General features: G+C 65.9%; 19 protein-coding genes. 10 read left to right on the top strand and 9 right to left on the bottom strand.

Annotation, left to right across the window (positions count from 1 at the left end):
- Nucleotides 1–206 precede the first annotated feature (206 nt).
- The 6 genes from BRAD3257_RS29795 to BRAD3257_RS29820 all read left to right on the top strand — a co-directional run bounded on the left by BRAD3257_RS29795 (nt 207) and on the right by BRAD3257_RS29820 (nt 10,304).
- On the top strand, nt 207–1,205 hold the full coding sequence (locus tag BRAD3257_RS29795) for an AAA family ATPase (protein ID WP_122404845.1): 999 nt from the start codon (nt 207–209) through the stop codon (nt 1,203–1,205).
- On the top strand, nt 1,205–2,149 hold the full coding sequence (locus BRAD3257_RS29800) for a DUF58 domain-containing protein (protein WP_122404846.1): 945 nt from the start codon (nt 1,205–1,207) through the stop codon (nt 2,147–2,149). Before BRAD3257_RS29795 ends, BRAD3257_RS29800 begins: the two co-directional genes overlap by 1 nt.
- Entirely contained in the window at nt 2,146–4,956 is a 2,811-nt protein-coding gene (locus BRAD3257_RS29805) for a DUF4159 domain-containing protein (RefSeq protein WP_122404847.1), read from the top strand. The genes BRAD3257_RS29800 and BRAD3257_RS29805 overlap by 4 nt, the downstream gene beginning before the upstream one ends.
- 7 nt (nt 4,957–4,963) lie before the next feature.
- Nucleotides 4,964–7,027 (top strand): hypothetical protein, encoded by a 2,064-nt coding sequence (locus BRAD3257_RS29810; protein ID WP_122404848.1) that lies wholly within the window; start codon nt 4,964–4,966, stop codon nt 7,025–7,027.
- Nucleotides 7,028–7,382: 355 nt separating this feature from the next.
- Nucleotides 7,383–7,781: a DUF2946 family protein gene (locus BRAD3257_RS29815; protein ID WP_122404849.1), complete on the top strand. Its 399-nt coding sequence runs from the start codon at nt 7,383–7,385 to the stop codon at nt 7,779–7,781.
- Between the two features lie 147 nt (nt 7,782–7,928).
- Nucleotides 7,929–10,304, top strand: a complete 2,376-nt coding sequence (locus tag BRAD3257_RS29820; RefSeq protein WP_122404850.1) for a TonB-dependent receptor — start codon at nt 7,929–7,931, stop codon at nt 10,302–10,304.
- Between the two features lie 248 nt (nt 10,305–10,552).
- On the opposite strand, the gene BRAD3257_RS29825 is transcribed toward BRAD3257_RS29820, so the two are convergent.
- The 4 genes from BRAD3257_RS29825 to BRAD3257_RS29840 all read right to left on the bottom strand — a co-directional run bounded on the left by BRAD3257_RS29825 (nt 10,553) and on the right by BRAD3257_RS29840 (nt 13,012).
- Nucleotides 10,553–11,068, bottom strand: a complete 516-nt coding sequence (locus BRAD3257_RS29825; RefSeq protein ID WP_122404851.1) for a GNAT family N-acetyltransferase — start codon at nt 11,066–11,068, stop codon at nt 10,553–10,555.
- A gap of 95 nt (nt 11,069–11,163) precedes the next feature.
- Entirely contained in the window at nt 11,164–12,105 is a 942-nt protein-coding gene (locus BRAD3257_RS29830; RefSeq protein ID WP_122404852.1) for a glycosyltransferase family 2 protein, read from the bottom strand.
- Entirely contained in the window at nt 12,102–12,287 is a 186-nt protein-coding gene (locus tag BRAD3257_RS29835; protein ID WP_122404853.1) for a hypothetical protein, read from the bottom strand. Before BRAD3257_RS29835 ends, BRAD3257_RS29830 begins: the two co-directional genes overlap by 4 nt.
- A 233-nt stretch (nt 12,288–12,520) precedes the next feature.
- On the bottom strand, nt 12,521–13,012 hold the full coding sequence (locus tag BRAD3257_RS29840) for an NUDIX domain-containing protein (RefSeq protein ID WP_122404854.1): 492 nt from the start codon (nt 13,010–13,012) through the stop codon (nt 12,521–12,523).
- Between the two features lie 92 nt (nt 13,013–13,104).
- Between BRAD3257_RS29840 and BRAD3257_RS29845 the strand changes: the two genes are divergently transcribed.
- Nucleotides 13,105–13,989: a metallophosphoesterase family protein gene (locus tag BRAD3257_RS29845; protein ID WP_122404855.1), complete on the top strand. Its 885-nt coding sequence runs from the start codon at nt 13,105–13,107 to the stop codon at nt 13,987–13,989.
- 105 nt (nt 13,990–14,094) lie between these two features.
- Here BRAD3257_RS29845 and BRAD3257_RS29850 read toward each other — a convergent pair whose 3' ends face one another.
- The 3 genes from BRAD3257_RS29850 to BRAD3257_RS29860 all read right to left on the bottom strand — a co-directional run bounded on the left by BRAD3257_RS29850 (nt 14,095) and on the right by BRAD3257_RS29860 (nt 16,720).
- Nucleotides 14,095–14,649 (bottom strand): hypothetical protein, encoded by a 555-nt coding sequence (locus BRAD3257_RS29850; protein WP_122404856.1) that lies wholly within the window; start codon nt 14,647–14,649, stop codon nt 14,095–14,097.
- A gap of 194 nt (nt 14,650–14,843) precedes the next feature.
- Nucleotides 14,844–15,056, bottom strand: coding sequence for a DUF4170 domain-containing protein (locus tag BRAD3257_RS29855; protein ID WP_024341447.1), 213 nt, complete (start codon nt 15,054–15,056; stop codon nt 14,844–14,846).
- 32 nt (nt 15,057–15,088) lie between these two features.
- Complete coding sequence (locus BRAD3257_RS29860; RefSeq protein ID WP_122404857.1) at nt 15,089–16,720, bottom strand: isocitrate lyase; 1,632 nt, start codon at nt 16,718–16,720, stop codon at nt 15,089–15,091.
- Between the two features lie 222 nt (nt 16,721–16,942).
- On the opposite strand from BRAD3257_RS29860, the gene BRAD3257_RS29865 reads away from it, so the two are divergent.
- Complete coding sequence (locus BRAD3257_RS29865; protein ID WP_122404858.1) at nt 16,943–18,388, top strand: helix-turn-helix domain-containing protein; 1,446 nt, start codon at nt 16,943–16,945, stop codon at nt 18,386–18,388.
- An 82-nt stretch (nt 18,389–18,470) separates the two neighbouring features.
- On the opposite strand, the gene BRAD3257_RS40130 is transcribed toward BRAD3257_RS29865, so the two are convergent.
- Complete coding sequence (locus tag BRAD3257_RS40130) at nt 18,471–18,764, bottom strand: antibiotic biosynthesis monooxygenase (RefSeq protein ID WP_014497428.1); 294 nt, start codon at nt 18,762–18,764, stop codon at nt 18,471–18,473.
- A gap of 408 nt (nt 18,765–19,172) precedes the next feature.
- On the opposite strand from BRAD3257_RS40130, the gene BRAD3257_RS29875 reads away from it, so the two are divergent.
- Nucleotides 19,173–19,979 carry a hypothetical protein gene (locus tag BRAD3257_RS29875; RefSeq protein ID WP_122404859.1) on the top strand — a complete coding sequence of 269 codons (807 nt, stop codon included), beginning with the start codon at nt 19,173–19,175 and terminating at the stop codon, nt 19,977–19,979.
- A gap of 172 nt (nt 19,980–20,151) precedes the next feature.
- Nucleotides 20,152–20,505, top strand: coding sequence for a hypothetical protein (locus BRAD3257_RS29880; RefSeq protein ID WP_122404860.1), 354 nt, complete (start codon nt 20,152–20,154; stop codon nt 20,503–20,505).
- Nucleotides 20,506–20,699: 194 nt separating this feature from the next.
- On the opposite strand, the gene BRAD3257_RS29885 is transcribed toward BRAD3257_RS29880, so the two are convergent.
- Nucleotides 20,700–21,335, bottom strand: coding sequence for a tetratricopeptide repeat protein (locus BRAD3257_RS29885; RefSeq protein ID WP_162500407.1), 636 nt, complete (start codon nt 21,333–21,335; stop codon nt 20,700–20,702).
- Nucleotides 21,336–21,385 lie beyond the last annotated feature (50 nt).

The following is a 21,385-nucleotide window of genomic DNA, read 5'->3' on the forward strand; positions in this document are numbered from 1 at the left end:
CGGAATAGCCCGGTGTGGAGGTCGCCACTTCGTGATGCCGTACATACCCCGAAGCCGATAAGGTGGGGATAGGTTAATTCAACGAATACATGGCCTTCCTGCAAGTCTAGCATAGGGCCCATGACCTGACGTGACGTGCTGACCTGACGTGACGTGCTGACCTGACGATGCAAGCAAGCCGCGTGGCAGGCTGAAGGAGCGAACGAATGGCGGAGAGTGTCGAGAAACTCGAGGACGGGATCGTCCGTTCGGCCGAGCAGGTGTCGAGCCAGATTCGCGCGGCCAAGGACGCGATCGCCTCCGTCATCTTCGGTCAGGATCGCGTGATCGAGAACACGCTGGTCACCATCCTCTCCGGCGGCCATGCGCTCTTGATCGGCGTGCCGGGTCTCGCCAAGACCAAGCTGGTCGAGACGCTCGGCGTCACACTCGGTCTCGATGCCAAGCGCATCCAGTTCACGCCCGACCTGATGCCGTCGGACATCCTCGGCGCCGAGGTGCTGGACGAGAGCACCACGGGCAAGCGCGCTTTCCGCTTCATTGCCGGTCCCGTGTTCGCGCAGCTGCTGATGGCCGACGAGATCAACCGCGCGAGCCCGCGCACGCAATCGGCGCTCTTGCAGGCGATGCAGGAGCAGCACATCACCGTCGCCGGTGCGCGCCACGATCTGCCGAAGCCGTTCCACGTGCTCGCGACGCAAAATCCGCTGGAGCAGGAAGGCACCTATCCGCTGCCGGAAGCGCAACTCGACCGCTTCCTGATGGAGATCGACGTCGACTATCCCGATCGCGATGCCGAACGCCGCATCCTGTTCGAGACCACCGGCGCCGAGGAGACGCTGGCCAGGGGCGCGATGACGCCCGATGCGCTGATCACCGCGCAGCGGCTGATCCGTCGCCTCCCGGTCGGCGATTCCGTCGTGGAGGCGATCCTGTCGCTGGTGCGCTCGGCCCGCCCGGGTCCGGACGCCGGCGAAGCCGGCAAGTTCATCGCCTGGGGACCCGGCCCGCGCGCCAGCCAATCCCTGATGCTGGCGGTACGCGCGCGTGCGCTGATCGACGGACGCCTCGCGCCGTCGGTCGACGACGTGCTCGACCTCGCCGAACCCGTGCTGAAGCACCGCATGGCGTTGACGTTCCAGGCGCGCGCCGAAGGCCGCACGATTCCGGACGTGATCCGGCAATTGAAGACACGGATCGGTTGATGGCAGCAGAGAACGGGCACGCAGCGAAGGAGACACTGGCGATCCGACGTGCCGATGGCGAAAGCCGCACGCTCGCCGCTTCGCTGCCGCGCCTGGTGCTCGAGGCCCGCCGCGTCGCCGCCAACGTCATCCACGGCCTGCATGGACGGCGCCGCGCCGGGTCCGGCGAAAATTTCTGGCAGTACCGCCGCTTCGTCTCGGGCGAGCCGGCGCAGAACGTCGACTGGCGCCGCTCGGCGCGCGACGATCATCTCTATGTCCGCGAGCTCGAATGGGAAGCCTCGCACACGGTCTGGATCTGGCCGGACCGCTCGCCCTCGATGGCCTTCGCCTCGAAGAGCGCGCGCGAATCCAAGCTCGAGCGGACGCTGATCGTCGCCTTCGCGCTGGCCGAGCTGCTCGTCGCCGGCGGCGAGCGCGTCGGCATTCCCGGGTTGATGGCGCCGACCGCGAGCCGCACCGTCATCGACAAGATGGCGCAGGCGATGCTGCATGACGATGCCGACCGGCTGAGCCTGCCGCCGTCCTTCGTTCCGGCCGCGCTGGCCGAGATCATCGTGCTGTCGGATTTCTGGTCGCCGATCTCCGAGATCAGGACGATGCTCGCAGGGCTCTCCGGCTCCGGCGCGCATGGCACGATTGTGCAGGTCGTCGATCCCGCCGAGGAATCGTTCCCCTATTCCGGCCGCGTCGAGTTCGTCGAGCCCGAAGGCTTCGGCGTGATCACCGCCGGCCGCGCCGAGAGCTGGGTTCAGGACTACACCGCGCGGCTCGCGCTGCATCGCGACCAGATCCGTGCCGAGACCAACAAGCTCGACTGGCTGTTCACGACGCACGCGACCGACCGCTCGGCCGCCGAACTGCTGTTGTTCCTGCATGCGGGCATGCAGGTGAGCAAGTCGGGCGCCCGCACCACGACGATCAAGGCGGGGCCGGCCGCATGATGGGATTGCCGCTCGCCTTCACTCAACCGCTGCTCCTGATCGGCCTCGTCAGCCTGCCCGTGCTGTGGTGGCTGCTCCGCGTGATGCCGCCGCGGCCGCGCCGCATCGAGTTTCCGCCGACGCGGCTGTTGTTCGACATCGCACCAAGGGAAGAAACGCCATCGCGGACGCCGTGGTGGCTGACCGCGCTTCGCCTCTTGGCCGCCGCGCTGGTGATCTTCGCCGCCGCCGGCCCGATCTGGAATCCGCAAACCGGCCTCGCCGGCAGCAAGGCGCCGCTGATGATCATGCTCGACGACGGCTGGAGCGCCGCCTCGCACTGGGACGTCAGGATCAGGACCGCCGACGAGCTGATCGCCAATGCCGACAACGACCGCCGCGCCATTGCGCTGGTGCCGCTGTCCGAGCCGAACCGCGACATCACCCTGATGCCGGCGGGGGCGGCGCGCGTCGCGCTGCGGCAACTCGCGCCGAAGCCCTATTCGATCGATCGCATCGAGACGCTGGCTGCGGTCGAGCGTTTCCTCAAGGTCACCGGCGACTGCGAGATCGCCTGGCTGTCCGACGGCGTCGACACCGGCCGTGGCGAGGACTTCGTGGCTGGCCTCGGCAAGACCATCGGCGATCGCAGCCTGACCGTGTTCGAAGGCGGCACCTCCTCGCCGCTGGCCCTGGTCGCCGCCGAGAACGCCGCGGCGAAGATGACGGTGAAGGTGCTGCGCACCGACAGCGGCATCGCCGTCGGCACCGTGCGCGCACTGGACCAGAAGGCCTCGCCGATCGGCGAAGCCCGCTATTCGTTCGGTCCGCAGGACATGGAGACCGAAGCTTCGTTCGATCTGCCGGTCGAGCTGCGCAACGACATCACGCGGCTCGAGATCTCGGGCGAGCGCTCCGCCGGCGCGGTGCAGCTGCTCGACAAACGCTGGCGCCGCCGCGCCGTCGGCATCGTCTCGGGCTCGACCAGCGAGACCGCGCAGCCGCTGCTGGCGCCGACCTTCTATCTCACTCGCGCGCTGGCGCCGTTCGCCGACGTCAGGCTCGCCGACAAGGGCTCGCCGCAGCAGGGCATCACGCAATTTTTGGACCAGAAGCTGCCGATGATCATCCTCGCCGATGTCGGCACGATCGCGCCTGAGCTGCGCGAGCGCCTCAATGCCTGGATCGACCAGGGCGGCGTGCTGGTGCGGTTTGCAGGGCCAAGGCTGGCGCAGGCCGAGGACGATCTGGTGCCGGTCAAGCTGCGCAAGGGCGGCCGCACGCTCGGCGGCAGCCTGACCTGGGAGAAGCCGCAGCATCTCGCCGCCTTCGCGGGCGATGGCCCGTTTGCCGGCGTCGCGGTGCCCAAGGACGTCACGGTGAGCCGGCAGGTGCTGGCCGAGCCCGACGCCGTGCTCGCCACCAAGAGCTGGGCCTCGCTGGAAGACGGCACGCCGCTCGTCACCGGCGAGCATCGCGGCAAGGGCATCGTCGGCCTGTTCCACGTCAGCGCGGACATGCGCTGGTCGGATCTGCCGATGTCGGGCATCTTCGTCGAAATGCTGAGGCGTGTGGTCGACATGTCCGGCTACACCACCAAGCCCGGCGCCGGCGTTGCCAGCGAAGCGACCACCGAGACGGTGGCGCCGCTGCACATCCTCGACGGTTTCGGCGCCTTCGGCCCGCCGCCTGCGACTGCAAAGCCGCTGGCCGCGGATTATCGCGACCGCGCCACCTCAGATCATCCGCCCGGCTTCTATGGTCCGGCAGAAGGACCGCTCGCCGTGAACACGCTTGCTAGCGCCGACCGCATCGCGGCCCTGAACACCGCGGGCCTCCGCGCCCGGCACGCCACCTACACCAATGCCGAGCCGCGCGACTTGCGCGGCTGGCTGCTGTCGACCTCGCTTGCACTGTTCCTGATCGATGCCATCATCGTCGCGGTGATCGGCGGCGGGATTGCCGCGCTGCTGCGCCGCCGCGCCGCACCCGCCATGATCGTGCTCGCCTTGCTCGCGGGGTTTGCATCGCTCGCGCCGACGCCGTCGCGCGCCGACGGCGTATCCGACGAGTTCGCGATGAAAGCGGTGTCGCAGACCCGCCTCGCCTATGTCGTGACGGGCAATGCCGACGTCGATTCCATCGTCAAGGCGGGGATGAACGGGCTGACGCTGTTCCTGGCCCAGCGCACGGCGCTCGAGGCCGGCGACCCCGTCGGCGTCGATCCCGCGCGCGACGAGCTCGCCTTCTTCCCGCTGATCTACTGGCCGATCGTGCCGGGCGCACCGAAGCCGCCGCATGAAGCCATCAACAAGATCGACGCCTACATGAAGCAGGGCGGCACCGTGCTGTTCGACACCCGCGACGCGATCGAGGCGCCGCCCGGCGCGAACGGCGCGTCGCAGACCCCGGGCATGCAGACCCTGCGCGAGATCCTGTCGTCGCTCGACGTGCCCGAGCTCGAGCCGGTGCCGCGCGAGCACGTGCTGACCAAGACCTTCTATCTGCTGCGCGACTTCCCCGGCCGCTTCACCGCCGGCCAGACCTGGGTCGAAACGTTGCCGCGCGAAGACAACGAGGACAGCGCGCAGCGGCCGGCGCGCGGCGGCGACGGCGTCTCGCCGATCATCATCACCTCGAACGATCTTGCCGGCGCCTGGGCCGTGCGGCCCGACGGACAGGCCATGCTGCCGGTGACCGGGGGCGACAGCCGTCAGCGCGAATTCGCCTACCGCGCCGGCGCCAACATCGTGATGTACACGCTGACCGGCAACTACAAGGCCGACCAGGTGCACGCACCGGCCCTGATCGAACGGCTGGGGCAATAGGATCGACATGAATTACGGCATCGCATTCACGCCGCTCGTTCCCGCGATCGTCCTGTGGCTCGCGCTGGCCGCGATCGTCGTGATCGCGCTTCTGCTGCTGGTGGCGCGGGCGCGCGGCGCTGCGGTGCGCGTGGCCGCGCTGGCGCTGTTCCTGCTGGCGCTCGCCAATCCCTCTTTCACACGCGAGGACCGCGATCCCCTCACCTCGGTCGCCGCAATCGTCGTCGACAAGAGCCCGAGCCAGAACTTCGGCAACCGCAATCGCGAGGCCGCAGCTGCGCAGGAAGCGCTGGTCGATGCCTTGAAGAAGATCAAAGGCCTTGAAGTGCGCGTCGTCGATGCCGGACAGGCCGACGGCGAGACCGACGGCACAAAGCTGTTCGGCGCGCTCGCCTCGGCTTTGTCGGACGTGCCGGTCGACCGCGTCGCCGGCGCGTTCCTGATCACCGACGGCCGCGTCCACGACATTCCCGCGAACGTTGCCGCGCTCGGTTTCCAGGCGCCGGTGCACGCGCTGATCACCGGACAGAAGGACGAGCGCGACCGCCGCATTGCGATCACCGCCGCACCGCGCTTCGGCATCGTCGGCCAGACCCAGACCATCAGCTACCGCCTCGATGACCAGGGCGTCACGGGCGAGCGCGCCAGGGTCACGGTCCGCCGGGACGGCGAGGTCATCAACGAGCGCACGCTCTCGAGCGGCCAGGCCGCCAGCGTCGACGTCGACATCAAGCATGCCGGCCCGAACATCGTCGAGATCGAGGCCTCGCCGCTCGAACGCGAATTGACGCCGGTGAACAACCGCGCCGTGGTCGCGATCGACGGCGTGCGCGACAAGCTGCGCGTGCTCTTGGTCTCGGGCGAGCCGCATTCCGGCGAGCGCACCTGGCGCAACCTGCTCAAATCCGACGCCAGCGTCGATCTCGTGCACTTCACCATTCTGCGTCCGCCGGAGAAGCAGGACGGCACGCCGATCAACGAATTGTCGCTGATCGCGTTTCCGACCCGCGAATTGTTCCAGCAGAAGATCAACGAATTCCAGCTGATCATCTTCGACCGCTACGCCCGCCAAGGCGTGCTGCCGATCGCCTATTTCGACAACATCGCGCGTTACGTGCGCGCGGGCGGCGCGGTGCTGGTCTCGGCGGGCCCCGATTATGCCTCCAACACCAGCATCTGGCGCACGCCACTGGATTCGGTGCTGCCCGCCGAGCCGGTCGGCGTGACCGAGAAGCCGTTCTATGCGCATCTCTCCGACATCGGCAAACGCCATCCCGTCACGCGCGGCCTCGAGGGCTCCGCCAGCGAGCCGCCGCGCTGGAGCCGCTTCTTCCGCACCGTCGATACCCGCAATGCCGTCAACCCGCCGGTCATGACCGGCGTCGATGGCAAGCCGCTGCTGTTCCTGTCGCGTTTCGGCGAGGGGCGCGTGGCGCTTCTGCTCTCCGACCACATCTGGCTGTGGGCCCGCGGCTATGAAGGCGGCGGCCCGCATCTCGATCTGCTCAGGCGGATGTCGCACTGGCTGATGAAGCAGCCGGACCTCGATGAAGAAGCGCTGCGCCTCCAGGCGCAGGGCAAAGATCTCGTCGTGGTGCGCCAGACCATGGCGGACAGCGTCCAGCCGGTGAGCGTGACCTCGCCGTCGGGCGTGTCGCACGATTTGACACTGAGCCCCGGCGATCCCGGCGAGTGGCGCGCCAGCCTGCCGGCGAACGAGCTCGGCCTGTGGCAGGCCACCGACGGCACGCTGAAGGCGCTGATCAATGTCGGCCCGACCAATCCGAAGGAGTTTTCGGAAGTCACCTCCACCGTCGATACCTTGAAGCCGCTGACACAGGCAACGGGCGGCAACGCCGTGCGCGTCGCCAGTGGCTCCAGCGTCGAGCTGCCGCGCATCCTGCCCGTGCGTTCGGCCAGCGTCTTTGCCGGCGACGGCTGGATGGGCGTGCGGATACGCGACGCCAGCGTCGTCAAGGGCGTCGGCGTGCTGCCGATCTTCGCCGGCCTGATCGGCCTTCTGCTGCTGCTCGGCGCCTTCGCCGCGACGTGGGTCCGCGAGGGGCGGTGAACAAGGCGGATGAGACTCGCCTCGCGAGGACAATCGCATATGACCTTTGGCAACGCCTCACCGCACGCCTCGTCCTTCGAGACGACCGCTTCCAGCGGTCTCCTCACGAGGCCAAGCAACACTGCGCCCTGTTGAAGCTGTCGCCATCCACTCCGCCTCATCCTGCGGAACCCGTCTAAAGCGGTCGTCTCGAAGGATGGCTGCAGGCGTTAGTTGCCCGAATGACACAGCGCGAGGCTGGCCCACGTCAGTGAGCCCGCCCACCGTTGACATCCCTTAGCCGATCGCGCGATGTTATATTGTAACGTCGCGACGTCAGGGTTTGGCGCCTCGCGATGTGGGGTGGCGTTTGCAGATGAAGTGGGCCCGGTCGCATATCAGGCACGGTGCCCGGCTCGCGTTGTTCGCGATGCTGGTGCAATTCGCGCTGACCTTCGGCCATAGCCACTGGTTCGCACAGGCTGCCCCCCTCACCTCGCTCCAGCAGACGGACGGCGCCAAGTCGGTCGCCTCGGTCGAGCGTGCGGCGGTCCAGAAGCAATCGCCCTCTGCCCCCGACCGTGAGCAGCCGGTCGACGACAATTGTGCCATCTGCGCCGTCGTCGCGATGGCGGGCACGGTCCTGTTCGCGACGCCGCCGCTTCTGCAGCTGCCGCAGGCGATCGAGCTGCTCTACCGCACCACGGACGCCGAATTCATCCATCTGAAATCGGCCGGCACGGCGTTCCAGCCGCGCGCCCCTCCTGCATCCTGACTCCCAGCATCACGTGATCACGCCCGAGTTCGCCGTTTCAGGCGATCGTCCGGGAAAAGTTGAAGTCGAATTCCGTCGCGCTGCGACGGCAGGCCGCCTCCGATCAGCAGAGCATCATCCGGACGGCGCCTGACTGGAATCAGGACCATGTCATTTCAATTGCGACGCGCGCAGCGCCTTGGCGGAGCCAGCCTGCTCCTGCTCGGCGCCGCCGCCACACCTGCGCTTGCCCAAGACTCGGCGCAGGACAAATCCTCGACCGAGATCCCGGCCGTCACCGTGACGGCGCCGAGCCCGATCGTGCGTAGGGTCGTGCCGACCCGCAGCCCGGTCCGTGTCGCGCGCACCGGGCGGTCGCGCAGCCAGCAGCGCACCGCGGAAGCAACGCCGGCACCGACGGCCGCGCCCGCGACGGCCGCGCCTCAGCAAGGCGTGCTGCCAATCGTGACCAACCAGTTCGCCACCGTCACCGTGGTGCCGAACGAGGAGATCCGCCGCGAGGGCGGCGGCCAGCTCGGCGATCTCCTGTTCTCAAAGCCCGGCATCACCGGCTCGAGCTTTGCGCCCGGCGCCTCCAGCCGGCCGATCATCCGGGGTCTCGACGTCAACCGCGTCGGCATCGTCGAGAACGGCACCAATTCCGGCGGCGCCTCCGATCTCGGCGAGGATCATTTCGTCCCGATTGATCCGCTCGCCACCAACCAGGTCGAAGTGGTACGCGGGCCGGCGGCGCTGCGCTACGGCTCGACCTCGATCGGCGGCGTCGTGAGCGCCACCAACAACCGCATTCCGGATGCGCTGCCCTCCTGCGCGCCGTCTTTCCAGACCTATGGCCTGCCGACCAAGGCGCCCCTCGCGAGCGCCGCGACCTCGCCTTGCGTCACCGCCGAGACGCGCACTGCGTTCAGCTCGGTCGATCGTGGCGTCGAAAGCGGCGTGCTGCTCGATACCGGCGGCGGCAATTTTGCGTTCCACGCCGATGCCTATGGGCGAACGACGTCCGACTATTACATTCCGAGCTATCCATACTTGTTCGACCAGACGCGGCCAGTCGGCAATCGCCAGCCGAACTCGGCGACGCGCTCGGATGGCGCCTCGATCGGCGGGTCCTACATTTTCACGGGCGGCTTCATCGGCGCGTCGATCACGCAGAACGATTCGCTCTATCATATCCCCGGCATCGATGGCGCCGATCACCGAACCCGGATCGATGCGCATCAGACCAAGATCAACGTCAAGGGCGAATATCGCCCGGATGGCGCCGCGATCGACACGATCCGCTTCTGGGCCGGCGCCACCAACTACCGTCACAACGAGCTGGGTCTCGCCGATCCCACTGATCCGACGACCGATGGCGTCCGGCAGACCTTCACCAATCGGGAAGAGGAGATCCGCGTCGAGACGCAGCTGATGCCGTTCAATGCACGCTTTGCCGAGGTGACGACTGCGTTCGGCTTTCAGGCAGGCCATCAGGAGCTGACAGCGCCGAGTCCGGACGATCCAGGCTCGCTGTTCAACGGATTGTGGGACCCGAACCGCAACTACCGCATTGCCGGCTACGCCTTCAACGAGTTCAAGTTCAGTGAACAGACGAGAGCGCAGATCGCCGGCCGCATTGAGCATGTCGAGCTGCACGGGTCGACGCCGGATTTCCCGGCGGATTTCCTGCCCGACGGCAGCCCTCAAACCAGCATCGTCCGCAATCCGTCCTTCACGCCCAAGAGCGGCAGCATCGGCCTGTTGCAGGATCTGCCCGGCGGCATGGTCGGGAGCATCACCGCGCAATATGTCGAGCGCGCACCGAAACCGGCCGAGTTGTTCTCGCGCGGCGGCCACGATGCGACCGCGACCTTCGACATCGGCAATCCGAACCTCACGATAGAGACCGCCAAGTCCGTCGAACTCGGCGTGCGCAAGGCGACGGGACCGCTCCGCTTCGAAGCGACCGTCTACTACACGCATTTCGACAATTTCATCTATCGCCGCCTCACCGGGGTGATGTGCGATGGCGACTTCGCCTCATGCGGCAGTCCGGGCGCCGAGTTGAACCAGGCGGTCTATTCGCAACGCAATGCCAATTTCCGCGGCGGCGAATTCCAATCGCAGCTCGATATCGGTGCGTTCCAGGGCGGCATCTGGGGCATCGAGAACCAGCTCGACGTGGTCCGCGCCACCTTCAGCGACGGCACCAACGTGCCGCGGATTCCGCCGGTGCGCATGGGTGGCGGGGTGTTCTGGCGCGACGACAACTGGCTGATGCGGATCAACCTGTTGCACGCCTTTGCGCAGAACAACGTCGCCGTGATCGCGGAGACGCCGACGGCTGGCTACAATTTGCTGAAGGCGGAGGTAAGCTACAAGACCAAGCTCAACCCCAACGCCTTCGGCGCGCGCGAGATGCAGGTCGGCCTCGTCGGCAACAATCTCCTCAACGAGAACATCCGCAACTCGGTGTCCTACACCAAGGACCAGGTGCTGATGCCCGGCATCGGCGTCAGGGCGTTCGCGAACTTCAAGTTCTGAGCATTGCTTATGCCGGGGCCTAAATAGCTCCGGCATACACCGTCATTGCGAGGAGCTCTTGCGACGAAGCAAGCCGGACCGCCTCTGCGGAACGATTCTGGATTGCTTCGCTACGCTCGCAATGACGGAGGATGAGGCGCCGCCGTGCTTCCAATCCACGGCCTGATCGATCCTCCGGGTGAGTTGGTGGTCGTAGGCGCAACTCACCCCTGACCACCCGTCACCGATAGGATCTACGGACTTAGCAGCTACCCTCGCGCCTTGCTCCAATCGGGGCCGACCGGGCCTGACACGCCCTCGAAGGCGCCGTCGACGAGCTCGAACACCAGGATGCGGGCGGCGTCGACGGGGCCGGGCATGGTGACGCGGCCCTTGGGGACCGGCTTGAAGCCGACGCGGCTGTAATAGGGCTCGTCGCCGACCAAGAGCACGAGGCGATGACCTTTTTCCCTGGCGTCCTTCAGCGCGCGCTCCATCAACAGACGGCCAATGCCGCGGTCGCGGAACGGCGGCTCGACGGTGAGCGGCCCGAGCAACAGCGCGGGCGTGTCGCCGATCAGGATCGGCAATTGCCTGACCGAACCGACCAGCAGCGTGCCGATGCGGGCGGTGAAGGACAGTTCGAGCAGATGATCGACGTGCTCGCGAATCCGATAGGCGCTCAGCACGAAGCGGCCGGGACCGAAGGTACGTTCGTGCAGCCGCTCGATCGCCTGGGCGTCGCCGGCGGCTTCGGGAAGGATGGTCACTGAGAGATCGTTCATGTCAATTCGCGGAGTAGCACTTGCGCATGCGAAGGTCCATGGGCGGTGTCAGTGCCTGGCTTCACAGCTCCCAGCGGGGCGAGCTGCAGGCTTGCTCAACCTGCATCCCGTTTCAATGCCGGCTGGGACAGGTAGGCCAGCATCTTCATCTCGCGCCGCCCTCGCGTGACCGTGTCGAGCACGAGCCCCGACGACGCCGACAGCAGGGCCATGATCATCAGGCCCATCGACAGCACGGCGGTCGGCAGTCGCGGCACGAGGCCGGTTTCGATGAAAGTGATCACGATCGGGATCGCGAGAATGATCGAAGCCAGCGCCAACAGGATCCCGATCACCGTGAAGAAGCGCAACGGCCGCTCCGAACGGTAGAGCTTCAGCATGGTGCCGAGGATGCGAAATCCGTCACGCCAGGTGTTGAGCTTCGAGAACGAGCCTTCAGGGCGTGCATAGTAGGGCGTCTCGACCTCGGCGACCGGCAGCGACAGTTCCAGCGCATAGACCGCGAGCTCGGTCTCGATCTCGAAACCGTCGGAAAGGACGGGAAAGGATTTGACGAAGCGGCGCGAGAACACCCGATAGCCGGACAGGATGTCCTTGAAAGCGTAACCGAAGGTCGACGACAGGAAGCCGGTGAGCATGCGGTTGCCGGTGCGGTGGCCGAGCCGGTAAGCGGCCTGGACCTGATCGACGCGAAGGCCGACCACCATGTCGAGATGATCGTCGAGCAGCCTGTCGATCATGCGCGGCGCGCTCGGCGCATCGTAGGTGGCATCGCCGTCGACCAGTACATAGACGTCGGCCTCGATGTCCGCGAACATGCGGCGCACGACGTGGCCCTTGCCCTGCCGGCGCTCGCTGCGCACGATCGCGCCGGCTTCGCGCGCAACCGCGGCGGTCCGGTCGCGCGAATTGTTGTCGTAGACGTAGATCTCCGCCGAGGGCAGCGCCTTGCGGAAATCGGCAACGACGGTCGCGACCGCCGCCTCCTCGTTGTAGCAGGGCACCAGCACGGCGATGCGAAGTTGCGTTGAGGTCATCGCGACGGCACTCCGAGGCTTGTCGGCTCGCGCCCGAGCGGCGCAGCCTGCCGTGCCTGTTCCTGCTGCATCAGCCAGGCGAACGCGGTGCTCCACAGGGAAAGCATCGCGATCGGCACGATGTAATAGGGCGTGAAGATCGGATGGCTCAAGAAGGAGCCGAGGTTGACGATGAAATTCATCCAGTATCCGAAGGGCCTTTGGGGCGCGTTACTCGAGCCGCGGATTCAGTCCACCTCTCCCCGCCGGGGAGAGGTGCCTTGAATTCCTGGCTCGCATCGAGTGAACCAAATCTCGGTCTATGCGCGATGAGATTTGGATGAATCGTCATCGCGCTTTAGCTTGTTGTCTACGCATGATCTTTCCGGAAAACCGCTTCGCACTTTTCCGGATCATGCTTTAGCACAGGCCGCCCTCAGCGCCACGTCGCAATCAGGGGCTTGCCATCCAGCACTTCCGCGATCCGCAGCCGCGTGCCGGGCGTGGTGCCCTCGGGCAGCGCGGTGATGGCGAAGAAGCCGCATTCGACGATCTCGCGGTTGGGCTCGGGCGGGCGATCCTGCCTGAACTGCCTCACCACGTAGACTGCGACGTGGTCGCGGCGGGAGACGTGGCTGTTGAGGAAGATGCCGTGCAGGACCGCCTCGCCGGTGAGATCGATATCGCCCTCCTCCTTGAGCTCACGCCGCAGCGCCTCTTCCATGGCCTCGCCGAAATCGACGCCGCCGCCCGGCAGATACCAGCCGCTGACGTAGCTGTGCCTGACCAGGAACACGCGGTTGTCGGCATCCAGCACCACGGCGCGGACACCGAGCGTCATGCCGCGGACGAGCAGGAAATAGACGTGGAAGATCCGCCGCAGCAACGGCTCGAACTTCCGTCGGACCCGGTTCAGACGTTCTCCCATCAGGCTTCCTTGCCGCCCCATTTCAGGCCCTGCTTGCGCGTTCCTCGCGACCTTGCCATTACAGCGGAGCAATAGCGAGGCAATCGCGCGTCATGGCCCCCTTCACGCTCGCCCATCTGTCCGACCCGCATCTGGCGCCTTTGCCGAAGCCGCGGCTGATCGAGCTCGCCGGCAAGCGCGCGCTCGGCTATGTCAACTGGACGCGCAACCGCCACAAGTACCAGCGCCGCGAGGTTCTCGACGCGCTCGTCGCCGACATGAAGGCGCAGGCGCCCGACCACATCGCGGTGACGGGCGATCTCGTCAACCTCGCGCTGGAGGCGGAATTCGCGCCGGCGCTGGCCTGGCTCGAGAGTGTCGGCCCGCCCGAACGCGTGACCGCGATTCCCGGCAATCACGACGCCTATGTCAGCGCGACGCGTCATCGCTTCGGCGAGACGTTCCTGCACTACATCGCCGCGGATACACCCGGCGCCGCGGCCTTCCCCGCGGTGCGCCGGCGCGGGCCGCTCGCGCTGATCAGCCTGTCCACGGCGGTGCCGACCCTGCCGCTGATGGCGACAGGCACGCTCGGCCGCGATCAGCTCGCCTCGCTCGCGGACGTCCTCGAAGGGCTCGCGACGGAGGACGTCTTCCGCGTGCTGCTGGTGCATCATCCGCTGAAGTCCAGCGCACGCCAGAAGCGGATGACGGACGCGCCGGAATTGCTGGCGCTGTTGAAGCGTCATGGCGTCGAGCTGGTCCTGCACGGGCACGACCACGTTCATTCGACGATATGGGTCGAAGGCCCCAACGGCAATATTCCAGCGCTCGGCGTGCCCTCGGCCTCCGCGCTCGCGCACGGACGCTATCCGGCGGCGGCGTATAATCTGTTCAGAATCGAGAAGGACAATGCCGGTTGGCGCTGCGAGCAGACGGTGCGGAGCCTCGGGGCTGGATTCCAGATCGGACAGATCAAGCACACACGGTTGATTTGATTTGCTGGCATTGCGAGCGCAGCGAAGCAATCCAGGAATCTCTCCGCGGAGGCAGTCTGGCTTGCTTCGTCGCAAGGGCTCCTCGCAGTGACGACGGTGAGCGCCTCACCAGTTTCGCAAGACCGCAAGCACGGCAACTCCGAACAAGGCGGCAGCGCCGAGCACGAAGCCGAACACGAATGGCCAGAAGCGTGAGCGGCGCGGCGGCTCGGCGGCCGCTGCTTGCGGTTCGGGCAGGACCGCCATCGCATGCTCGCGCTCGATCATGCGGCGCGCGACGTAGTCGGTAACGGCATCGACGATCACAGCGGTGTCGTGTGATTCGGCGAGCACGATGCGGCCGAAGCGGGTGTCCTGGACGAAGCGGTACATCCGCTTGTCGCGCCCCATCACGATATGGGCGACGACGTCGATCCACAGTCGCGGCGTATCGCCCTGGCTGATGCCGCGGTCGAACAGGTCGATCTTGTCCGGCACCTGCGCGAACAAGGGATCGAGCGCATCGTTGAGGATCTCGAGCCGCGCCACCTCGGCGTCCCTGAGATCGACGACGACGCCGGTCCGGTCGGCGGCCTCGATCCGCGCGCGCAGCAGCGCATCGCGCAGCCGCACCGGGCGTGGCTGGCCGGGATGGGTCCCGCTGGTCTCGGGCTCTGACATTGTCGGCCTCGTCCTCGACTGTCCGTCATTAACCTATCAGCAACCACACCCTCCGCAAAGGCCCACAATTCCAGATACTTACGGCGCCCACAACGTTTACCTGTGCCAAAAACAGACGATCCCACCCAGGCTAGGCCTGGATGGGACCATCCGTCCTTGGACGTCTCCTTAAGGTAAGCTCGGCAGCCGCCTGATCAGGCGGCCGGGGCGCGCTGCGGCTCTTCCACGATCGAGAAGCGGACGCCCGCCTTGTGGCGGCTCTCTTCCGAGACCTCGCGCCAGCAGTCCTCGGCTTCCTTGCGGGTCTTGAAGGGACCTTTGACCTGGGCCGAGCCTTCGACGAGCTTGTGGAAGTTCATCGAACCGAACTCGCCGCCGATCACCCAGAAATTGCTGCCTTTGGTCATTGTCAGTCTCCTGTCGAGAGTAGCGTGATTCGTTAGCCGAACTGGTTCATGGTGTTGTGGACGCCGCCCGCCTTCAGGGCAGCTTCGCCGGCGAAGTACTCCTTGTGGTCGTCGCCGATATCGGAGCCGGCCATGTTCTGGTGCTTCACGCAGGCGATGCCCTGACGGATCTCGGCGCGCTGGACGTTCTTGACGTAGCCCAGCATGCCCTGCTCGCCGAAATACTCGCGGGCGAGATTGTCGGTGGACAGCGCCGCCGTGTGATAGGTCGGCAGCGTGATCAGGTGGTGGAAGATGCCGGCACGCTTGGCCGAATCCGCCTGGAAGGTGCGGATGCGCTCGTCGGCTTCCTGCGCCAGCGGAGTTTCGTCGTACTCCGCCTTCATCAACTCGGCACGGTTGTACTTGCTGACGTCCTTGCCCGCTTCCTTCCAGGCGTCGTAGACCTGCCAACGGAAGTTGAGGGTCCAGTTGAACGACGGCGAGTTGTTGTAGGCGAGCTTGGCGTTCGGCACGACCTTGCGGATGCGATCGACCATGCTGGCGATCTGCTCGATATGCGGCTTCTCGGTCTCGATCCAGAGCAGGTCGGCGCCGTTCTGGAGCGAGGTGATGCAATCGAGCACGCAGCGGTCCGCACCGGTGCCGGGACGGAACTGGTAGAGGTTGGAGGGCAGCCGCTTCGGACGCATCATCTTGCCGTTACGGTTGATGATGACGTCGCCATTACGGGCGTTCTCCGGCGTCACCTCCTCGCAATCGAGGAAGCTGTTGTACTGGTCGCCGATGTCGCCGGGCTTGTGGCTGACGGCGATCTGCTGCGTCAGGCCGGCGCCGAGCGAGTCGGTGCGGGTCACGACGATGCCGTCTTCGACGCCGAGCTCGAGGAAGGCGTGGCGGCAGGCGCGGATCTTCGCCAGGAAGACCTCATGCGGCACGGTGACCTTGCCGTCCTGGTGGCCGCACTGCTTCTCGTCCGAGACCTGGTTCTCGATCTGCAGCGCGCAGGCGCCCGCCTCGATCATCTTCTTGGCGAGCAGATAGGTCGCCTCGGCGTTGCCGAAGCCGGCATCGATGTCGGCGATGACGGGGACGACATGGGTCTGGAAGTTGTCGATCTTCTCGATCAGCTCCTTCTCACGGATCTTGTCGCCTTCCTTGCGCGCCTTGTCGAGGCTGCGGAAGATGTCGTTGAGCTCGCGCGCATCGGCCTGACGCAGGAAGGTGTAGAGCTCTTCGATCAGGGCCGGCACCGAGGTCTTCTCGTGCATCGACTGATCGGGCAGCGGACCGAACTCGGAGCGCAGCGCCGCGATCATCCAGCCCGAGAGATAGAGGTAGGTGCGATCGGTCTTGCCGAAATGCTTCTTGACCGAGATCAGCTTCTGCTGGGCGATGAAGCCGTGCCAGCACCCCAGTGACTGCGTGTACTTGGTAGGGTCGTTGTCATAGGCGGCCATGTCGGCCCGCATCAGCGCCGCGGTGTAGCGGGCGACGTCGAGGCCGGTCTTGAAGCGGTTCTGCAGGCGCATGCGGGCGACGGCCTCGGCCGTCACGCCGTTCCAGGTCGGCTTGGTCTCGAGAAGCGCCTGGGCCGCCTCGATCTCGCTCTGATACGAGGCCGGGCGCTGGAGCGCGTTGATGCCGCGGAGCTGGTAGTTCATGTGCCTGATCCTTTCACTGGCGATGGCTTGCCATCGACATTCTTGACAGTGCATTGCGAAATGCGTGTCAGGAGCTAAACGTGAAAACAGAAATTTCGTATAGAGGCCTTGTTTTTTATTGGTGATGTCATGTAACATCAGAACATGTAACAGATGTTATTTTGTAAAGTTTGTAACAATTGGTCAGTAGAGCTGGCCCTCGAAGCGTCGGAGATCTGAGAAATGCCCGCCGATTCCGGCAAGAAACTCTTTGTCGGCCCGCGGTTCCGGCGGATCCGGCAGCAATTGGGGCTGTCGCAAACCCAGATTGCCGAGGGGCTCGGGATATCGCCGAGCTATGTCAACCTGATCGAGCGCAACCAACGACCGGTTACGGCGCAGATCCTGCTGCGGCTGGCCGAGACCTATGATCTCGATTTGCGCGACCTCGCCACCGCGGACGAGGACCGCTTCTTTGCCGAGCTCAACGAGGTCTTCTCCGATCCCTTGTTCCGTCAGATCGACGTGCCCAAGCAGGAGCTGCGCGACCTCGCCGAGCTCTGCCCCGGCGTCACCCACGCGCTGCAGCGGCTCTACGCCGCCTATACCGAGGCCCGCCAGGGCGAGACGCTGGCCGCCGCGCAGATGGCCGACCGCGACGTCGGCACGCGCTACGAGGCCAATCCGGTCGAGCGCGTACGCGAGCTGATCGAGGCCAACCGCAACTATTTTCCGGAGCTGGAGCAGGCCGCGGAAAATCTGCGCGACGAGCTGAACGTGCCGGCCGAAGGGCTGTACGCGGCGCTGGTCGCGCGCTTGCGCGAAAAGCATTCGATCCAGACCCGCATCATGCCGGTCGATGTGATGCGCGAGACGCTCCGGCGCTTTGATCGCCATCGCCGCCAGCTCCTGATCTCCGAGCTGGTCGACCCGCCCGGCCGCGCGTTCCAGCTCGCCTTCCAGCTCGGGCTCGGCGAATGTGCGCAGCATCTGGAGACCATCATCGGCCGCGCAGGACCGCTCGACGACGCGCCGCGGCGGCTGTTCCGCATCACACTCGGCAACTACTTCGCGGCCGCCGTGATGATGCCCTACCCGGCCTTCCTCGCCGCCGCCGAAGCACTCAACTACGACATCCACGTGCTGGCGCAGCGCTTCAATGCCGGCTTCGAGCAGGTCTGCCACCGCCTCACCACCCTGCAGCGGCCGAATGCGCGCGGCATTCCGTTCTTCCTGCTCCGCGTCGACAATGCCGGCAACGTCTCAAAGCGCTTCTCCTCCGGCACCTTCCCGTTCTCGAAATTCGGCGGCACCTGCCCGCTGTGGAACGTGCACTCGACCTTCGACACGCCGGACCGCCTGCTCAAGCAGGTGATCGAACTGCCCGACGGTACGCGCTATTTCTCGATCGCGCAGATGGTGCGCCGCCCCGTCGCGCCGCATCCGCTGCCGCAGCCGCGCTTTGCCATCGGCCTCGGCTGCGAGATCCGCCACGCCGCGCGCCTGACCTACGCCGCCGGCATGGATCTGGAGAAGACAGAGGGCACACCGATCGGCGTCAACTGCCGCCTCTGCGAGCGCGAAAACTGCGCCCAGCGCGCCGAGCCGCCGATCACGCGCACGCTGATCCTGGACGAGACGACGCGGCGGGTGTCGAGCTTCGCCTTCTCGAATGCACGGGAGTTGTGACGGTATTCAGCTCTCGTGCCCCGGACGCGCAGCAGCGCTCTTGTGCTGCTGCGCTGCGTCCGGGGCACGAGACTGCCGCACTTCACGCCAGCGTATGCACGATCACCGGCCCGGCCGCCGCGCTCGCATGTCCTGCGAGCAGCGGGCCGAGATCCTTCTCGATCCAGGCGATGGCGCGCCTGTTCGCTTCCTCCGCCTGCTCGAACTTGTCGAAGATCGAGATCGCGGTCACCGTGTCGTCGCCGGCATAGACGACATAATAGGCGCGGAAGCCGTCGACGTCGCTGATGATCGGAACGGCACCGTCCTTGATGCGGCGCGCCAGCTCTTCCGCGCTCCCGCTTTTCGCCTTGGCCTGACGGATGGCGGCATACATGGCATCCTCCTTCCGGCTATCTGAAGCTTGGTGCTGTGAGCTTACACCTGACAGCAAACCCCGTCATCCTGAGGCGCTCACTATGGCGGCGCCGAGCGCCCCATAATGAGCCTCGAAGGATGGAGGGCCCGGATGCAGCATCCCGGCCTTGCATCCTTCGAGGCTCGGCTGACGATGCATCCGCATCGCCAGCCTCACACCTCGGGATGACGGGGAAGCAGTTTGCTGGCCTCGCCAATGGCCACTTCGAGCCGGCTCTCCTTGGTTAACCCGGCCCTAATCCGCCTTCGCGATCTGCAACCAAGGATTAAGCACGCCTCAACATCGGTGCCTTAGTCTCGCCGCACTCACTTTTCGCAAACAACGGCAGCCTATTGTGCTGGGCGAAGTGACATCAGGGGGTTCATCATGCGCATTGCGTTGCTGCTGACCGCAACCATCGTCGGCGCGCTCTTTGCCAATCCATCCAGGGCCGGGGCGCTCGATGCGACCGCTGAGGCAGCGCAGGCGCTGCCGCCGGGCTTCCAGAGCTACCGCGGCTACATGTTCGACATCTCCGAGAACCGCGACCGCAAGGATGTTGCCAAGCTCACCGAGAACCTGAAGAGCCAGATCGACGTCGTCGAAGGCGTCGGCCTGTCCCCGCGCGTGCTGCGCTTCTTCCACACCGTTCCGATCGTCGCGAGCGAGCTCGCCTGCCTCGACGAAGGCGCCGCCACCGCCTGCTACGGCCGGGTCACGCCGGACATCCAACGCACCGCGCCCCGGACCCTTACGGTCTGGGACCACGACAAGCAGCGCTGGACCAATCCGAACGCCGTCGATCTCGCGGTCGATTCGGGGCTCGGCGTGATCATGCTGCGGCCGGACATGATGCGCTACGAAAAGGAGGCCGTGCTGCTGCACGAGCTCCTGCACGCCTATCACGCGCGGCTGCTGCCGGACGGCTACGCCAACAAGGGCGTGATCGGCTACTATGCCCTCGCCAAGTCCAAGGACCAGCTGCCCAAGGAATCCTATGCGATGAAGAACCCCATGGAGTTCTTCGCCGTGACCGCCAGCATCTTTCTCTCCGGAAAGAGCGAATTCCACGATCCGAAGTCGCGCGAGGCGCTCAAGGAGAAGATGCCGGACTATTACAAATACCTGGTCGGTGTGTTCGGCTTCGATCCCGAGCCGGCGGCCTCGAACGGCCCGGTCGCCTCGCTGAAGTGAGGCAGACCTGGCGTTCTCAAGCCAGACCACCCAAAAGCCGCGCGGAATGCGCGGCTTTTTTGTTTTGTCAGCCGGAAGCTGCGGATGACGCGCCGGCGGGAATTGCCAAGGCGGGGCCCGATCTGCATAGTCCCGCCGCATCGATATCGTTTTTCGAAGGGGATAAGAGAACATGGCGGAAGCCGACCTGGATGTCGTGATCCGGCAACTGGCCAGACAGCTGCATACGGGCCTGATGACCCGCGCCAAGGAGCGGCGGGATCGCTTCAACGGCCTTGCGGCCAAGGCCAAGGGCAAGGAGACCGGCGAGCGCTTCAAGATGCTGGCCAAGGCCACCATGGAGCAGGCCACCGCCGCCGCCAAGCGCCTGCAGATGTCCGCAGACAACGTCGCCGACAGCTACGCCCGATCGATGCGCCTGGCCGCCAGCACGCCGGTTGCGGTGAAGGAGAAGACGGTGAAGGAGAAGCCGGCGAAGGAGAAGCCGGCAAAGGCAATGGCGAAGAAGGCCAAGAAGGCGAAGTAGTGGATGCTTTCTTTCTTCTCCCCCTGCGGGAGAAGGTGGCATAGGCGGCCTTCAGCCGCCGTTCTTAGGAACGCCGAAACGAAGCTTCGGCTATGGCGCCGGATGAGGGTTCTTTCCGCTCGCCAGACTGTTCGTGAGGATAGAAACTCTCACCCGGCTTCGCTTGCAGCGGCGAATGCCGCTTTAGGTATCTCTCACCGCCTTGGCACGGCGAGCGGCTCGGCGCTGGCGAGCTCGGCGAGCCTGGCGCGTGCGGCCTCGCGGGCGCGGACGTCTTTGCCGGCCGGCAGCGTCAGGGCGGCTTCAAAATCGGCGCGCGCGTCGTCGATCTGACCTCGGGCGAGGAATGCCAGACCCCGATCAAGGCGGGCTTGTGCGTCCGAGGGATCGAGGCGAACCGCCGTGTTGTAGCTCAGGATGGCGCGATCGAGATCGCCCGTGGCGGCAAGCGCGAGACCGCGTTGGTGATAGGGTGCGGCGAGCTTGGGATCATGCGCGATCGCCTCGTCGTAATCCGCAATGGCAAGCTCGAGATCGCCGTTCTGCCGGCGCGCCAGCGCCCGGTCGCGATAGAGCGAGGCGCGGTTGGGATTGAGATGGATGGCCTCGTCGAAATCGGCGATGGCGCGCTTGAAATCGCCGTGGCGCAGCGCGATCCGCCCGCGCCCCTCATAGGCGAAGGCGATCAGCGAGCCCCGCAGCGGCGAGAAGCCGATCACGGCCGAGCAGATGTCGGGATCGTCTTCGTCGCCGCAATTGACGACCATGTGCGTGGACAGGCCGACGAGCACGCAAAGGACGATCAGGAATGGTACGGCAGCTCTGGTCATCTTCGACGGCGGCCGGCAGAGGGCCGGCCGCGCATCCCCTTTCGAAGGAA

It is taken from the genome of Bradyrhizobium vignae (assembly GCF_900324035.1).
GTDB classification, from domain to species: Bacteria; Pseudomonadota; Alphaproteobacteria; order Rhizobiales; family Xanthobacteraceae; genus Bradyrhizobium; species Bradyrhizobium vignae.

Coding starts and splice junctions, on each gene's coding strand:
- BRAD3257_RS29875 (WP_122404859.1), top strand. CDS start 19,173: ATGCGCATTGCGTTGCTGCTGACCGCAACCATCGTCGGCGCGCTCTTT.
- BRAD3257_RS29855 (WP_024341447.1), bottom strand. CDS start 15,056: ATGACCAAAGGCAGCAATTTCTGGGTGATCGGCGGCGAGTTCGGTTCG.
- BRAD3257_RS29800 (WP_122404846.1), top strand. CDS start 1,205: ATGGCAGCAGAGAACGGGCACGCAGCGAAGGAGACACTGGCGATCCGA.
- BRAD3257_RS29880 (WP_122404860.1), top strand. CDS start 20,152: ATGGCGGAAGCCGACCTGGATGTCGTGATCCGGCAACTGGCCAGACAG.
- BRAD3257_RS29840 (WP_122404854.1), bottom strand. CDS start 13,012: ATGGGAGAACGTCTGAACCGGGTCCGACGGAAGTTCGAGCCGTTGCTG.
- BRAD3257_RS29805 (WP_122404847.1), top strand. CDS start 2,146: ATGATGGGATTGCCGCTCGCCTTCACTCAACCGCTGCTCCTGATCGGC.
- BRAD3257_RS29795 (WP_122404845.1), top strand. CDS start 207: ATGGCGGAGAGTGTCGAGAAACTCGAGGACGGGATCGTCCGTTCGGCC.
- BRAD3257_RS29830 (WP_122404852.1), bottom strand. CDS start 12,105: ATGACCTCAACGCAACTTCGCATCGCCGTGCTGGTGCCCTGCTACAAC.
- BRAD3257_RS29810 (WP_122404848.1), top strand. CDS start 4,964: ATGAATTACGGCATCGCATTCACGCCGCTCGTTCCCGCGATCGTCCTG.
- BRAD3257_RS29820 (WP_122404850.1), top strand. CDS start 7,929: ATGTCATTTCAATTGCGACGCGCGCAGCGCCTTGGCGGAGCCAGCCTG.
- BRAD3257_RS40130 (WP_014497428.1), bottom strand. CDS start 18,764: ATGTATGCCGCCATCCGTCAGGCCAAGGCGAAAAGCGGGAGCGCGGAA.
- BRAD3257_RS29815 (WP_122404849.1), top strand. CDS start 7,383: ATGAAGTGGGCCCGGTCGCATATCAGGCACGGTGCCCGGCTCGCGTTG.
- BRAD3257_RS29850 (WP_122404856.1), bottom strand. CDS start 14,649: ATGTCAGAGCCCGAGACCAGCGGGACCCATCCCGGCCAGCCACGCCCG.
- BRAD3257_RS29860 (WP_122404857.1), bottom strand. CDS start 16,720: ATGAACTACCAGCTCCGCGGCATCAACGCGCTCCAGCGCCCGGCCTCG.
- BRAD3257_RS29825 (WP_122404851.1), bottom strand. CDS start 11,068: ATGAACGATCTCTCAGTGACCATCCTTCCCGAAGCCGCCGGCGACGCC.
- BRAD3257_RS29865 (WP_122404858.1), top strand. CDS start 16,943: ATGCCCGCCGATTCCGGCAAGAAACTCTTTGTCGGCCCGCGGTTCCGG.
- BRAD3257_RS29845 (WP_122404855.1), top strand. CDS start 13,105: ATGGCCCCCTTCACGCTCGCCCATCTGTCCGACCCGCATCTGGCGCCT.
- BRAD3257_RS29835 (WP_122404853.1), bottom strand. CDS start 12,287: ATGAATTTCATCGTCAACCTCGGCTCCTTCTTGAGCCATCCGATCTTC.
- BRAD3257_RS29885 (WP_162500407.1), bottom strand. CDS start 21,335: ATGACCAGAGCTGCCGTACCATTCCTGATCGTCCTTTGCGTGCTCGTC.